The sequence below is a fragment of the Streptococcus infantis genome (genome assembly GCF_047465185.1).
Classification (GTDB): Bacteria; Bacillota; Bacilli; order Lactobacillales; family Streptococcaceae; genus Streptococcus; species Streptococcus infantis_O.
This window is the reverse complement of the sequence record NZ_JASHAJ010000003.1, coordinates 99,921-113,392: the sequence shown is the minus strand read 5'-3', so window position 1 is coordinate 113,392 and position 13,472 is coordinate 99,921. Positions and strand designations below refer to the sequence as shown.

Below are 13,472 nucleotides of genomic sequence, written 5' to 3'. Positions count from 1 at the left end.
GAACCTTCTTCTATTATATCAAAAGTCAGTCACTTAATAAAGCTTTGCGAACCAAGTTAAAAGCATGCATAACTGCAATTTTACGAACATCTGCTCGGCTTCTTCCAGCTATATTGACCTGAACAACTTCTGTGCCTGATGCTTGAGACAAGCCGATAAAAACTGTACCTGCAGGATGCCCTTCTAGACTATCCGGACCAGCCACACCTGTCAAGGAAACTCCAAAGTCCGACTGGGTTTTAAATCGTGCTTGCTCCGCCATTTTTTCCGCTGTAAATGCTGACACGACTCCATGTTCTTCCAACTCTGCTTGTGGAATATCTAACATCTTAGCCTTTTCTTCCATGCTATAAGTGACAAAGCCACCTTTAAAGATAGCTGACACTCCCGAAAAGTCTGCCAAAGTTGATTGGAAAAGCCCTGCTGTCAAGCTTTCTGCAGCTGTTATGGTTTTATGCTGCTTTTTCAACTCCTCAACAACTACGCTGGATAGACTCGTTTCCTCACCATAGCCATAGCAGATATCCTTTAAAGCAACACCTTCAAAAGTCTGGCGGGCAAGAATTTGAACCTCAAGACGATCTAAAGATTTTCTTGCTTCTTCTTGACTAGTAGCCTTGGTAGACAAACGCAGAGTCACTTCTCCCGTTTTTGCATAAGGCGCTAAGGTTGGGTCTGTCTGCCCTTCAATCAAATCTGACAAAATCGTCACAAGCTGACTCTCTCCAATACCAAAGAAACGTAGGACACGTGAGTACAATTTAGCTCTAGTTGTCAATCTTGGCAGCAGTTCATTTAAAACCATGGGTTTCAGTTCACTTGGCGGACCTGGTAGGACAACGTAAGTCACGCCAGCCACTTCAACCATGCCTCCGACTGCTAGTCCTATTTCATTCGGTAGCGGGGTCGAACCCTGAACGATTTGCGCCTGACGTTCATTATTTGGAGTTCGAGCATAGTCTGGGCGATGAGCAAAAAAGTCATCTAGTTTAGCCTGCGCTTGCGCATCAAAAGTTAAACCACGCCCTAGAAACTGGGCCAAGGTTTGTTTGGTCAAATCATCCTCTGTTGGTCCCAATCCTCCTGTTAGGATAACCAAATCACTACGCTTCTGAGCAATCTCCAACAAGGATAAGAGTCGAAATTCATTATCTCCGACAGCCGTCTGAAAGTAGACATCCACACCGATTTCAGCCAACTTTTCAGATAAATACTGTGCATTGGTATTGACAATTTGACCTGTTAGAATCTCTGTCCCAACAGCTATTATTTCCGCTTTCATTTTTTCCTCCTACCTATCTATTCGGATTTCTTTGAAAAAATCGCAGGAAAATTCCTACGATTTTAATATTCATTTCTTATTGTTCTTGTTGTCCTTGCTCTATAACAGAACCAGTCGTTTGTGGCAAACGCCCATAAATATTTTCATACAAAACTGCATTTGTCTCCAACTCGGTAACTTCTGGTTTGTCTAATGAACGGCGTAAAAGATTTTGCATCTCTAACATATGCTCAGATGTCACGATTTGGTAAGATATTCCGTCAATCATTGCATCTTCTCCGCGCAATTGCTGAGACTCAATATTCTTAAAGGAATCCTGATAGCCCATCAACTGAGGAATTGTTGTTGTTGTAATCTCAATATTGGTTTGCATGTTATCACTAAGAGCCTTCAAAATTTCTTGGTAGTGGCTGACACTATTCAAACTAAGGATTTTTTCGACAATCTTTTGAATGACCTCGCGCTGACGTTTCTGACGGCCGTAGTCTCCCTCTGGATCCTGATAGCGCATGCGTGAATACACCAGAGCCTCTTCACCATTTAATGTTTGCTCTCCAACACCGATAGAAATCGTATTAAACGGCTCTTGGTCTTGAATAGAGATAGGGAAACCTAGAGTGTTGTTTACTGTAATACCTCCGACAGCATCAACCATTCTTTGAAGACCGTGCATATTGACCATCACATAGCGGTCGATATGGATATTCATCATTTTTTGAATGGTCGAAATGGCAAGCTCTGCCCCACCATCAGCATAGGCAGCGTTGAGTTTAGCTTCTCTAACACTACCATCTGGTTGTTGGATTTGTGTCAGAATATCACGTTCCAAACTCATCATAACGACTTTCTTGGTTTTAGGATTCACTGTTACCAAAATCATTGAATCACTATTTCCTGCCCATGGGTCTGTACGTTCAACATTCCCCGTATCTACCCCCATCAATAGGATTGTCAATGGTTCAGTTGCCTCGATAACCTTGGTTTCTTCTCCGATTTGTTTATAGGTTTTGGCTAAAGTCTGTGTACTTTGTTGGTAGATAGTATAGGCATAAGCTCCCACACCAAGCACTGTCACAAGAACAAAGCCTAAAAACATTCCGATTATTTTTTTTACCATATATTTATTCGTCTATCAGTCGACCCATCAGGTAAACATCAAGAAACTCTCCTCCTTCTATACAAGCGCCGCGTTCCTGCTGGCCTTCAATGATGAAGCCCAGCTTTTTATATAGATGAACAGCTGCCAGATTTCGTTTTTGAACTGTCAATTGTAAACGTCGAATACTTCCGCTAGATTGGGCCCACTCAATAGCTTCTTCCATCAAGATACTACCGAGACCATTTCCCCAATAGGCTTTTTTGATACCCAAAAAGATATCCCCAATATGCCGCACTCGCGGACGTTGATCAGCCGTTATATTGATCACTCCTGCCAATTCTTCATTCAAATAAGCTAGTAAAGTAATCTGATTATCCGACTGGTCCTGCTTATCAATAAAACGCTGCATTTCGGATTCACTCATTGCAATTCCATTTTCATCCAGACTGGTAAAACTAGACTCATGACCAATCTGATCCAAAAGTGCAATAAGTTCTGTAGCATCCTCAACTTCTGCTTCACGAATTAATAAATCATACTCCATTCGTAAGCCTCTTCAAAAGTTCTGTCGCTCGTTGACCATGAGCATGAAAGACAATTTCGCGCCCCTCATCATTTTTTAGAATTTCTAATTCGAGATAGTCTGATGGGAGAGCCTCGCCTAATAGGTGCCCCCACTCAATAACCGTTACACCTGAACCAAAAAGAAATTCATCAAGGTCGATTGAATCTGCATCTCCTTCGATGCGGTAAACATCCAAGTGATATAAGGGTAGGCGTCCTTCATATTCTCGAACAATGGTATAAGTAGGACTTTTGATCATTTGATGAATCCCTAGTCCTTTAGCTAGACCTTTTGTTAATGTGGTTTTTCCAGCACCTAATTCACCAGTCAAAATCAATACATCATTTTTCTCTAGCAGAGAGCCGAGCTCTTGTCCAAGAGCAATGAGTTCATCTTCATTTTTTGTGTGCATGCTACTATTATACCAAAAAGTTTTCTTTTGTGATATCTCCACTAATAAAAAAAGAGGAGTTTCCTCCATCTTTTTTTAGGTTTAATCATTAGTTAAGAGCCATGCTAATGTAGTTCAAGATGAACAAAGCATCCAAAATCCAAATCATGACATGCACTTCTTTGATTTGACCTTTAACAATCTTTGTCAAAGTATAAGTCAAGAAACCAACGGCAATCCCTTGTGTGATTGAGTAGCTGAATCCCATAAAGATAGAAGTGAAGAAGGCTGGAACTGCTTCTGACATATCGTCCCAAGGGATATTTTTCAAGTTAGAGAGCATCATAATTCCGACAATAATCAAAATTGGTGCTGTCGCAGCTGAAGGAACAATCGCTAGAAGTGGGCTAAAGAAGCTTGATAGGGCAAAACAGATAGCAACAACTAAGGCTGTCAATCCAGTACGTCCACCAGCACCGATCCCTGCTGCTGACTCAATATAAGTTGTAACGTTTGAAGTACCTGCAATGGCACCAACTGATGTCGCCACCAAGTCAGAATATAGAGCCTTATCCAATTTAGCTGATTCATTGTTCTCACCACTTGTAGCGATGATACCAACTTTTTCACCTGTACCGATAAGAGTACCAATTGTATCAAAAATATCAGTCAATGAGAAGGCAAGAATAGCCATCAAGGTTTCAGGTAAACGTGAAGTATTTGAAATCAGAGAACCCAAACCTTCTGAACCAAGGGCTGCACCAAATAAAGTTCCAAGGTCGTTAACTGCTGCTGAAAGATTGTTGCTAGCAAAATCGATTCCTGACAAATTAACAAGACCAACCGCAATAGCAAGGACTGTCGTTGTTAAGATAGAAAGGATGATCCCACCTTTGATACCTTTAACAACAAAGAAGATCGTAATAGCAAGACCTGCAAGAGCTACTAATACAGCTGGAGTATTGAAATCTACCAAACCTGGAACAGCTGCTGAGTTTGCAGTAAGAGCCGCTTGAGCCTTATCTGCTCCTTCACCTGCTACAGTATAAGTACCGGGGTCAATTGAGAATTTCAAAAGGCCAGCATTCTTGATACCAACATAAGCAAGGAAAACACCAATACCAGCTGAAATTGCTGAACGAAGTGTTGTAGGAATAGACTCAATGATCATTTTACGAACATTGGTCAATGTAATAATCAGTGAAATAACTCCACAGATGAAGACCATCCCAAGAGCTTCTTTCCAAGTATAACCCATTCCAAATACGACTGTAAAGGTAAAGAAGGCGTTAAGTCCCATACCTGGGGCTTGAGCATATGGCAAGTTAGCATAGAAGGCCATCATCAAAGTTCCCACAACAGAACCGATGATTGTTGCTAAGAATACACCCTGAACAGGCATTCCTGTTTGTGAAAGCATTTGAGGGTTTACAAAGAGAATATAACTCATTGCAAAGAAAGTTGTTAAACCAGCAAGAACCTCTGTACGGACATCTGTCCCGTGCTCTTTTAGTTTAAATAATTTGTCCATTTTTAATCTCCTTTGTCATTTTACGAACAATATGTCTATTATATCATCAATCATTCATATTTTCAAGCTGTTTTTCCTATTTTTAAAAATTCTTAGAGGATATAATTCTTCTTATTTTTGCTTATAGTCAGCTTTTCTTTCAGCTTTTTGATATAATAGGAAACATCTTATCTGAAACCAAATTCGGGAGGATTTTATGACTAAAAAAATGATTGCCGTGGACTTAGACGGTACCTTACTTAATGGAGAAAGCAAACTCTCTGACTTTACAAAAGAAACCATTAAAAAAATTTCTAAGAAAGGTCACCATGTGGTTATCGCAACCGGTCGCCCATATCGTATGGCCAAAGATTTTTATGACCAACTTGAACTTGAGACTCCTATGATTAACTTTAACGGTTCGCTCACTCACCTACCTGGTAGGACTTGGCAACATGAAAAATGCCTTACTGTGGACAAAAAATATCTCTTGGATATCGTGAAACGAAAAGAGGAGATTGAAGCAGACTTTATCGCAGGTGAATACCGTAAAAAGTTTTACATTACAGCACCGGACAAGGAAATTGCCGATCCTAAATTGTTTGGTGTTGAAAACTTTCGCCCTGAAAATCAATTCAAGTCTGACTTAGTGACTAAGGGGCCTAACTGTATTTTATTACAAACTAGGGCAGATGATAAATATGCACTAGCAGAAGAGATGAACAGTTTTTACAAGCATCAACTCAATATTAACACTTGGGGTGGCCCTTTGAACATTCTTGAATGTACTCCAAAAGGTGTTCACAAGGCCTTTGCCCTTGAATACCTTCTAAATGTCATGAATATAGACAGACAGAACCTGATTGCCTTTGGTGACGAACACAATGACCAAGAAATGCTCTCCTTTGCAGGTAGAGGATATGCCATGAAAAATGCTAATCCTGCACTGTTACCTTTTGCAGACGAGCAATTACCATTGACCAATGAAGAAGATGGTGTCGCCCACTTTTTACAAGAACGATTTCTCTAAAACCATGACTGCTATTTCAACAGTTCTATACTTTTGGGTAAAACAACCCTTAAAGTATGGAACTTTTTTCATATAAAATTAATAAAAAAGATTTGAATCTGTTTTACCTAGATCCAAATCCTTAAAAATATTTATTTTTTTAAAACAATACGGTCTGAAACCTCACGATCCATGTTATCGATGATTATTTGATTCTCCTCAGCTACATAAATCTTGACGTCATCTCCGATGATGACTTTCTGACTTTCAGGTTCAAAAGTTACCTTCTTAATTTCCTGGTCGCCATCAGGTTCTACTTCTGTCCATATTCCAGTATTACCAGTAACTACGAGAGTAATGCTATCTCCCTCATCTTGCCCTTTATAGGTCCCATCAATGTTAGTTACTGAGCTAACAGTCGAACTAGAAACAGTCGTTTCTGCTGACTGAGTAGTCGTTACTTCCGTACTAGTACTTGCTTGAGTTGAAGGAGCTGCCTGCTCTTTTGGCGAACATGCAACTAAGAGACTAAGACTTGCCAAAGAAGCAAGAGAAAGTGTGAATTTTTTTAGTGACATGATGGCTCCTTTCTTTTAGTGGCTTAAAATCAGAATAACCCTGCCGAGCCACCACACCTTTACTATAACAAATAAAGATAGGAGGGTCAATCAAATGACTCTGAGGCCATGAAACAAGCGCGAACCTCTGATATAAAATAGAGAGATCCTGTCACAAATAGCAAGTCTTGCTCCCCTGCAGAACTCTCAAAATTATCTATAAAATCTCGATATGAAGCAATGCTTGTATAATCTCCAAAGTCTTGCTCTTCCAAGGAACCCTGATAGTCAAAACTCGTAACATAGAGAGCTATATCAGGTAAATGCTCTGTTAAATAAGTAAGCATCCCACTATAATCTTTCCGCTTTAGCGCACCAAATAGGATGTGAGGCTGATACCCTTGCTGGATTTTTTCTTGGATAAACTCCACCAAACGCTCTAGAGCTGGTAAATTGTGAGCTCCATCCAAATAGATGTGCTCAGTGACAGCTTCTAGCCTTCCAGCCCATTTAGTAGCTTGCAAGGCAGCACGTACTGCTTCTTGATCTACTTTCTCGTTTCTTTGTACCATAAATAGTAGAAAAGCCTGCAAGGCAAGAGATGCATTTTCCTCCTGATAGGTTCCCTCTAATCCCAATATTAGGTGGTTAAAGTCAGCTAGAGAAGAATAGAAGTTCCCATTTCGGAAAGAAAAATCTTTATTGGCTTGGTAGAGACTTACACCCAAATCAGTAGCAGTTTTTTGACAAACGAGTTGGGCTTCCGGTGCTAAATTTGCAATCACAGCTGATTTCCCGGGCTTAAAAATTCCTGCTTTCTGCTCTGCAATTGCTGTTAAACTATCGCCCAAGGTTTCCTGGTGATCGAGGCCGATTGATGTGATGATTGCAATTTCTCCTGTCACCACATTAGTGGTATCAAGAAGTCCACCTATCCCAACTTCCAGTAGGACCAAATCTACTTTTTGCTCTTTAAAATAAAGCAAAGCAATCAAGGTCAGCAACTCAAAAAAAGATAGCTGATCGTGGGTTTCTAGAAGTCTTTGCTCCATTGCTTTGACTTGATCTGCTAAACGAATAAAATCTTCGTCCGATATAGGCTCACCATTAATAGAGATACGGTCATGGATGCTGACAATGTGGGGCGAAGTAAAGGTGCCAACCGTTTTCCCATGGGCAACAAAAAGCTCCCTCATAAAAGCAATAGTTGATCCCTTGCCATTTGTCCCTGTCACATGGATAATTGGATAGGTTTGCTCAGGATTCCCCAGCAAATCCACCGCTCTTTGCATCCGTCCCAATCCTGATCTGAAATTCAAGCCAATCCGACTATGAAGCCATTCTTCAACTTCAAACATGCTTATCTCCTTAATCCTTAATAAAAAAGCGAAGAATTTCTTCGCTTTTTACTCATTTTGCTAGATACTAGCTAAATTTTATTTTTAGCGTCAGGCTAAAAACGTCCACTGGACTTACCATCTCTCTCTTATTTCAAGGAACTGGGCTAAAAACGTTCCCCAGATGTTCCAACTCTCTCTAGTTTCTAGGAGTTGGGCTAAAAACGTCCACTGGACTTACCAGTTCTCTCTTATTTTAAGGAACTGGGGTGATACAGTCTCCCAGACTACCTGCGTTTCTATTTTCTAGCGCAGGGCTAAAAACATCCCCCGGATGTTCCAACTCTTTCTAGTTTCTAGGAGTTGGGCTAAAAACGTTCCCCGAACGTTTTTACTCCTCCATAAAGCTGTTGAAGACTTCTTCAATCATGTTCCATTCATCTTCTGAATCTTCAGGGATTGGTTGCAATTCACCTTCAGTTCCATCTTCATTTTCGATGAATGAGTATGCTTGGATTTCAACTTCACCGTTTTCATCTTCTTCTGCATTAACTGGTACAAGAAGAACATAGTTTTTACCAAATTCTTCTTTTCCGTCAATAGTCAAAAGGATTTCAAATAAAGTTTCGTTTCCTTGCTCATCTACAAGTGTAATAAGTTCACGTTCTTCGTGATCGTGGTTGTGATCGTGTGACATAGTTTCTCCTCTGTCTTAAAATTTTCTATCTAAATAATTTTGCAAAATCAACTGAGCTGCTAATTTATCAATAACTTTTTTACGCTTATTGCGACTAACATCTGCTTGCTCAATCAACATGCGCTCAGCAGCAACCGTGGTCAGGCGCTCATCCTGGTACTCCACTGGCAAGCCAAAGAGTTCTTCCAGTTTTGCTCCATACGCTTGACTGGCTTCCACCCGAGGTCCACTGGTATTGTTCATATTTTTAGGTAAACCAACAACAAAGCGCTCTACCTTATAGGTGTCAACCAATTCCTTGAGTCGTTCAAAGCCGAACTCTCCTTGATCTTCATTGATTTGGATGATTTCGAGCCCTTGTGCTGTAAACCCTAACGGATCGCTAATCGCTACTCCTACTGTTTTGGAACCAACGTCCAACCCCATAATTCTCATTGGTTATAGATCGACTCCTTGTCCCTTAAGGTAGTAGCGGACCAATTCTTCAACAATCTCATCGCGTTCGTATTTACGGATTTGATTTCTTGCGTTATTGTAACGAGGAACGTAGGCTGGGTCTCCACTGAGAACATAGCCCACAATTTGGTTAATAGGGTTATACCCCTTCTCATTCAATGAAGCATAGACTTCTGTCAATGTTTCACTAATTTCTTTTTTATTGGAATCATCCAATTTAAAACGTACGGTTTCTTCAGTAAATCCCATTCTAACACCCTCTTTCCTTAGAATAGTACTATTATAGCACATTCACAGCCATTCTACAAATGACACAGCCTGATTTTGCTGATTTTCTGTGACTTCCTTACTGGACAGTCGCGCCACTTGCAACTCGATTTTCAATATATTCTTCTGGTTCATTTTTTAGTAGATTTTCTAATCCCACATTTTTTAAATATTCGCTTTCGCTTGCCTTTTTAACGTCTAGAACTTGAAAATCATAACTTGTTTTTGTTTCAATCTCGATTTCACTTAAAAGATTGGTTTCAAGGTTAAATCCAGGAATTTTACGTGCTTCTTGGACCGATTCATCCTTGTCTTCTCCTTCTTTCAAGGCCTTTTTTGCTTCCTCTAATCCATGCTCTGCAATAAAGTTCTTGAGGTCTTCTGAAACTTGTCGTTTTTGCTGAATCGTTAAGGTCAAGAACTGTTTGCCCTTATAGGTAATGGTCTGGGTTTGTTGAACCCCATTTTCGTCAGCAGGTAGAACAAGCGTCTTTGTTACAACTGTATTGTTATTGGCATTTTCTAGAACTGGCAAAGTTGATTGAAGAGCTTCTGTCGTTGTATCTTTAGAAGGTTCCGCAGACTCTTTTTTCTGTCCACAGCCAGCTAGCAAAAATAGGAGCGCAACTGTACCGATAACTATCTTCTTCATATTTATTTTTCCTTATTTATCTATCAAATAAGGCTAGGAGTCACTCCCAGCCTTTATGTTTTATAGTGCTGCACGTAAACGTGCTTCTGCATTTTCTACATTGCGGACAGAGCGTGGCAAGAAGGCACGAATGTCATCTTCTTTATAGCCAACTTGTAAACGTTTCTCGTCAACAAGAATTGGACTTTTTAGGATGCGTGGTGTTTCCATGATTAAATTAAGCACTTCATTGACACTCAAATCTTCAATATCAACTCCAAGAGCTTTAGCGTAGCGATTCTTTGATGATACAATGCTCGCAATTCCATTGTCTGTTTTTGTTAGAATATCTAATAATTCTTCTCGCGAAATTCCTTCTTTTCCAAGGTTTTGTTCTTTATAACTTAACTGGTGGGCATTGAGCCAGGTTTTAGCTTTTTTACAGCTAGTACAACTTGAGACTGTATAAATTTTGATCATGTACCTACCCCTTTCGCTACATGTTACTATCAGTTTATTCTATTATACCATAAAAAACATCGGACTTGCGACCTATTTTTAAAAAAATTTAACTTTTTCCCCAGTTTTCTATCTTTTTTCTTGACAAAAACCGAACTATAACCATTCTTTATATTTCTTAATGTAACATTTCTTAATAACTGTGACGCTAAACATGTACAAGAAAATAATACAGGTTAGGAACAAGAAATAAGGAAGTCCTAATGGAGCTAAACGAAGAATATTTACTAGCGGTCCATAAGGCAGACTAGTTACGAAAATTGCGGCAACCAAGGTTGTCAAGATTACAAGCCAAGCTGGTCTGCTTTGTACAAAAGGAACTTTTGCCGTACGAAGCATATGGATAACCATAGTTTGAGACCACATAGATTCGATGAACCATCCTGTTTGGAACAAGATAATAAACTGAAGGGCAGATTCAGAACCATGAACATAATGATAGCCTGTCATCAAAGGAACAATAATAAAGTAGAGGAAAATAAAGGTCAAAATGTCAAAGACAGATGAGATTGGACCCATCCAAACCATAAATCTAGTAATGGATTTTGCTTCCCATGTATGGGGTTGTTTTAGGAAGTCTTGATCCACATTATCAAACGGCAATGCCACACAAGATAAATCGTAGACTAGGTTTAGGACAATGAGATGAACAGGAGCCATTGGTAAAAATGGCAAGAAAATACTTGCAACCAATAGAGAGAAGATATTCCCAAAGTTTGAACTAACGGTCATCTTAATATATTTGGTCATGTTAGCGTAGACCTTCCGGCCTTCAACGATACCCGTTTCAAGAACCATGAGATCCTTGTCCAGCAAAATAACATCAGCTGTTTCCTTTGCGATATCTACTGCTGTATCAACGGAAATTCCAACATCTGCCACCTTCATAGATGGGGCATCATTAATACCGTCACCCATATAACCAACGGCATGACCATTTTTCTTCAATTGTAGAATAATTCGAGCTTTTTGGTCAGGAGATAATTTGGCAAAGACTGTTACACTTTCAACCGCTTCTGCCAATTCTTGGTCTGTCATTTGATCAATGTCAGCACCTAAGAGCATATGTTCAACGTCCAATCCAACCTTTTCACAGATAGCTTGGGTTACTTTCTCGTTATCTCCAGTTAAAATTTTTGTTTTGACACCATGCTCAAGTAGAGCTTGAATAGCGGGTGCTGCAGATGGTTTTGGTGGATCCAAAAAGGCAAGGTAACCTGTAAGGATCATGTCACTTTCATCAGTCACAGCATAGGCATAATCTTCACGTAGACCTGACTTGTAACCAACACCTAATACACGTAAACCTTGACGATTTAATTGACCAACTTCTGCCAGTACTTCTTGGCGAATACCTTCCGTAATAGGGATTATTTCTCCACGATATTCCACATGTGTCGAAATGGTCAACATTTCTTCCAAGGCGCCTTTGGTCACCATACTAACAACATTGCTATCATCTTTGACGATAACACTCATGCGTCTGCGCTCAAAGTCAAATGGAAGTTCGTCGATTTTTTGGAAGCTAGTATCCAAATTTTGTAGAATAGCATGTTCTTTAGCTTCTTTTTCAGTTCTACTGATAATGGCACGGTCCATCAAGTTTTTCAAACCGGTTTGGAAATGTGAATTTAGATAAGCTCTTCTTAAGACCGCCATATCCAAATCACCGTGAATATCCAAAGGATATTCTAAAACAATCTCATCCTGCGTTAAAGTTCCAGTCTTGTCCGTACATAGGATATCGATTGCTCCTAAGTCCTGGATAGCATTAAGTTTTTTGATAACCACCTTTTCCTTGGCCATGATAATAGAACCTTTGGCCAAGCTGGCTGTAATAATCATTGGAAGCATTTCTGGTGTAAGTCCGACACCAACACTCAAGGCAAAGACTCCAGCCTCTAGCCAGTCTCCATCGGTCAAACCATTTGCGAAAAACACAATCGGAACCATGACAAGCATCAAACGGATCAAGAGCCAAGAAATGCTGTTCATTTCACGTTCAAAAGAAGTTGGTTCATCGTAGGTGTTGAGAGTCTGTTCAATAGCTCCCATCATGGTGTCATCACCAACAGCTAAAACCATAGCTGTAGCACTTCCTGAGATAACGTTTGTCCCCATGAATGCCAAAGATTCTGCTTCTAGTAGGCTATCTACATTTTGATTGGTGGCTTTATTTAAAGCAAGTTTTTCGACTGCATCACTTTCTCCAGTCAAACCTGACTGTTGAACAAAAAAGTCTCGTGATTCAAATAAGATGACATCTGCTGGAATCATATCTCCAGCGCTCAATTTCACGAGGTCTCCCACAACCAAGTCATCGATGGGTAACTCTTGTTCAAGACCATCGCGAATAACAGTTGCTGTATTGACAATCATTTTTGAAAGATTGGTTGTTGCCTTGTCACTCCGCAATTCTTGGACAAAACGGATACCTCCTGATATCAAAATCAAGACAACGATAATGATAGAGGTCGTAGGATCCTCTTGGCCAGGTTTGGCAAGCCAGACGTTTGTAACGAGAGAAATAAAGGCAATCACAAGTAAAATGATTGTGAAAGGATTGATAATGGACTCATAAATCTTTTTAAAGATGGAATCCTCTTGACCCTTGGTAATGGTGTTTTCACCATATAGGTCACGGTTTTCTTCAACTTGTTCTTGGTCTAAGCCTTTTAGACTTGTATGGTAAAAAGCTAGACTCTCTTTGAATGGAGTTTGAATAGCTGTTGCTAGTCTTTCTTTTGTAGTTTTCATTGGTTTCTCCTATCTATATGAATAGTGATTTCATACACAGGGACCAATCACTTTATAAGGACAGAACGACACAAATCAGCGATTGGCTGTGTATGTGCGGTTCTGGATGATCGTCAATTTGCATCGTTTGTCTCCTTTCTTTGTTTTAAAACAGCAGAAAGTCCTGCCATAAAATGGCAGGACTAAAAAACTTATTGTCTGTTTTCGTTCAAGCTTTAACTCCATAGGGCGATGTAATGAGCTTAGTCTTGACCTTCGCGACCAGGACTGTTGACCAACGAGTAGTGTCTCCACTGTTTTGCGGTAGTCATCCGTATCCCTATGGTAGCCTCACCTACCGTTTTCGCCTTTCAGTATAAACCTTTAACTAGTAAAAGTCAACGATTTATCTCATT

The 13,472-nt window shown here is 39.9% G+C and carries 14 protein-coding genes and 1 riboswitch; of the genes, 1 reads left to right on the top strand and 13 read right to left on the bottom strand.

Annotated features, from left to right (window positions below; genetic code table 11):
• Positions 1 to 25 precede the first annotated feature (25 nt).
• The 5 genes from QM382_RS06350 to QM382_RS06330 form a co-directional block, all read right to left on the bottom strand.
• A complete protein-coding gene (locus tag QM382_RS06350) occupies positions 26 to 1,282 on the bottom strand; it encodes a competence/damage-inducible protein A (protein WP_414272810.1) in 1,257 nt (418 codons plus the stop codon).
• A 76-nt stretch (positions 1,283 to 1,358) separates the two neighbouring features.
• A complete protein-coding gene (gene brpA, locus QM382_RS06345) occupies positions 1,359 to 2,399 on the bottom strand; it encodes a biofilm formation/cell division transcriptional regulator BrpA (RefSeq protein WP_263394286.1) in 1,041 nt (346 codons plus the stop codon).
• A 4-nt stretch (positions 2,400 to 2,403) separates the two neighbouring features.
• The gene (locus QM382_RS06340; RefSeq protein ID WP_414272809.1) at positions 2,404 to 2,925 is read right to left on the bottom strand and encodes an N-acetyltransferase family protein; all 522 of its coding nucleotides are present in this window, start codon (positions 2,923 to 2,925) and stop codon (positions 2,404 to 2,406) included.
• Complete coding sequence (gene tsaE, locus QM382_RS06335) at positions 2,915 to 3,358, bottom strand: tRNA (adenosine(37)-N6)-threonylcarbamoyltransferase complex ATPase subunit type 1 TsaE (RefSeq protein WP_251937505.1); 444 nt, start codon at positions 3,356 to 3,358, stop codon at positions 2,915 to 2,917. The genes QM382_RS06340 and tsaE overlap by 11 nt, the downstream gene beginning before the upstream one ends.
• Before the next feature lie 88 nt (positions 3,359 to 3,446).
• Positions 3,447 to 4,868, bottom strand: a complete 1,422-nt coding sequence (locus QM382_RS06330) for an NCS2 family permease (RefSeq protein ID WP_195183424.1) — start codon at positions 4,866 to 4,868, stop codon at positions 3,447 to 3,449.
• Positions 4,869 to 5,064: 196 nt separating this feature from the next.
• Here QM382_RS06330 and QM382_RS06325 point away from each other — a divergent pair, with 196 nt between their 5' ends.
• Positions 5,065 to 5,877, top strand: a complete 813-nt coding sequence (locus QM382_RS06325) for a Cof-type HAD-IIB family hydrolase (protein WP_414272808.1) — start codon at positions 5,065 to 5,067, stop codon at positions 5,875 to 5,877.
• Positions 5,878 to 6,008: 131 nt separating this feature from the next.
• On the opposite strand, the gene QM382_RS06320 is transcribed toward QM382_RS06325, so the two are convergent.
• From QM382_RS06320 to mgtA, 8 genes are all read right to left on the bottom strand, one after another.
• Entirely contained in the window at positions 6,009 to 6,434 is a 426-nt protein-coding gene (locus QM382_RS06320; RefSeq protein WP_414272807.1) for an SP_0198 family lipoprotein, read from the bottom strand.
• 86 nt (positions 6,435 to 6,520) lie between these two features.
• On the bottom strand, positions 6,521 to 7,771 hold the full coding sequence (locus QM382_RS06315) for a bifunctional folylpolyglutamate synthase/dihydrofolate synthase (RefSeq protein WP_414272806.1): 1,251 nt from the start codon (positions 7,769 to 7,771) through the stop codon (positions 6,521 to 6,523).
• 370 nt (positions 7,772 to 8,141) lie between these two features.
• On the bottom strand, positions 8,142 to 8,447 hold the full coding sequence (locus QM382_RS06310) for a DUF1292 domain-containing protein (RefSeq protein WP_000017624.1): 306 nt from the start codon (positions 8,445 to 8,447) through the stop codon (positions 8,142 to 8,144).
• A 15-nt stretch (positions 8,448 to 8,462) separates the two neighbouring features.
• Positions 8,463 to 8,882 carry a Holliday junction resolvase RuvX gene (gene ruvX, locus QM382_RS06305; protein WP_070678388.1) on the bottom strand — a complete coding sequence of 140 codons (420 nt, stop codon included), beginning with the start codon at positions 8,880 to 8,882 and terminating at the stop codon, positions 8,463 to 8,465.
• A 3-nt stretch (positions 8,883 to 8,885) separates the two neighbouring features.
• Entirely contained in the window at positions 8,886 to 9,152 is a 267-nt protein-coding gene (locus tag QM382_RS06300; protein WP_004250500.1) for an IreB family regulatory phosphoprotein, read from the bottom strand.
• Positions 9,153 to 9,249: 97 nt separating this feature from the next.
• Positions 9,250 to 9,822, bottom strand: a complete 573-nt coding sequence (locus QM382_RS06295; protein ID WP_414272805.1) for an SP0191 family lipoprotein — start codon at positions 9,820 to 9,822, stop codon at positions 9,250 to 9,252.
• A gap of 60 nt (positions 9,823 to 9,882) precedes the next feature.
• Positions 9,883 to 10,281, bottom strand: a complete 399-nt coding sequence (spx, locus tag QM382_RS06290) for a transcriptional regulator Spx (RefSeq protein ID WP_000591164.1) — start codon at positions 10,279 to 10,281, stop codon at positions 9,883 to 9,885.
• Positions 10,282 to 10,416: 135 nt separating this feature from the next.
• A complete protein-coding gene (gene mgtA, locus QM382_RS06285; protein WP_414272804.1) occupies positions 10,417 to 13,077 on the bottom strand; it encodes a magnesium-translocating P-type ATPase in 2,661 nt (886 codons plus the stop codon).
• A 192-nt stretch (positions 13,078 to 13,269) separates the two neighbouring features.
• A riboswitch (M-box (ykoK) riboswitch) is annotated at positions 13,270 to 13,426 on the bottom strand.
• Positions 13,427 to 13,472 lie beyond the last annotated feature (46 nt).

Coding starts and splice junctions, on each gene's coding strand:
- QM382_RS06340 (WP_414272809.1), bottom strand. CDS start 2,925: ATGGAGTATGATTTATTAATTCGTGAAGCAGAAGTTGAGGATGCTACA.
- QM382_RS06295 (WP_414272805.1), bottom strand. CDS start 9,822: ATGAAGAAGATAGTTATCGGTACAGTTGCGCTCCTATTTTTGCTAGCT.
- tsaE (WP_251937505.1), bottom strand. CDS start 3,358: ATGCACACAAAAAATGAAGATGAACTCATTGCTCTTGGACAAGAGCTC.
- QM382_RS06310 (WP_000017624.1), bottom strand. CDS start 8,447: ATGTCACACGATCACAACCACGATCACGAAGAACGTGAACTTATTACA.
- brpA (WP_263394286.1), bottom strand. CDS start 2,399: ATGGTAAAAAAAATAATCGGAATGTTTTTAGGCTTTGTTCTTGTGACA.
- QM382_RS06330 (WP_195183424.1), bottom strand. CDS start 4,868: ATGGACAAATTATTTAAACTAAAAGAGCACGGGACAGATGTCCGTACA.
- QM382_RS06315 (WP_414272806.1), bottom strand. CDS start 7,771: ATGTTTGAAGTTGAAGAATGGCTTCATAGTCGGATTGGCTTGAATTTC.
- QM382_RS06350 (WP_414272810.1), bottom strand. CDS start 1,282: ATGAAAGCGGAAATAATAGCTGTTGGGACAGAGATTCTAACAGGTCAA.
- mgtA (WP_414272804.1), bottom strand. CDS start 13,077: ATGAAAACTACAAAAGAAAGACTAGCAACAGCTATTCAAACTCCATTC.
- QM382_RS06325 (WP_414272808.1), top strand. CDS start 5,065: ATGACTAAAAAAATGATTGCCGTGGACTTAGACGGTACCTTACTTAAT.
- spx (WP_000591164.1), bottom strand. CDS start 10,281: ATGATCAAAATTTATACAGTCTCAAGTTGTACTAGCTGTAAAAAAGCT.
- ruvX (WP_070678388.1), bottom strand. CDS start 8,882: ATGAGAATTATGGGGTTGGACGTTGGTTCCAAAACAGTAGGAGTAGCG.
- QM382_RS06320 (WP_414272807.1), bottom strand. CDS start 6,434: ATGTCACTAAAAAAATTCACACTTTCTCTTGCTTCTTTGGCAAGTCTT.
- QM382_RS06300 (WP_004250500.1), bottom strand. CDS start 9,152: ATGGGATTTACTGAAGAAACCGTACGTTTTAAATTGGATGATTCCAAT.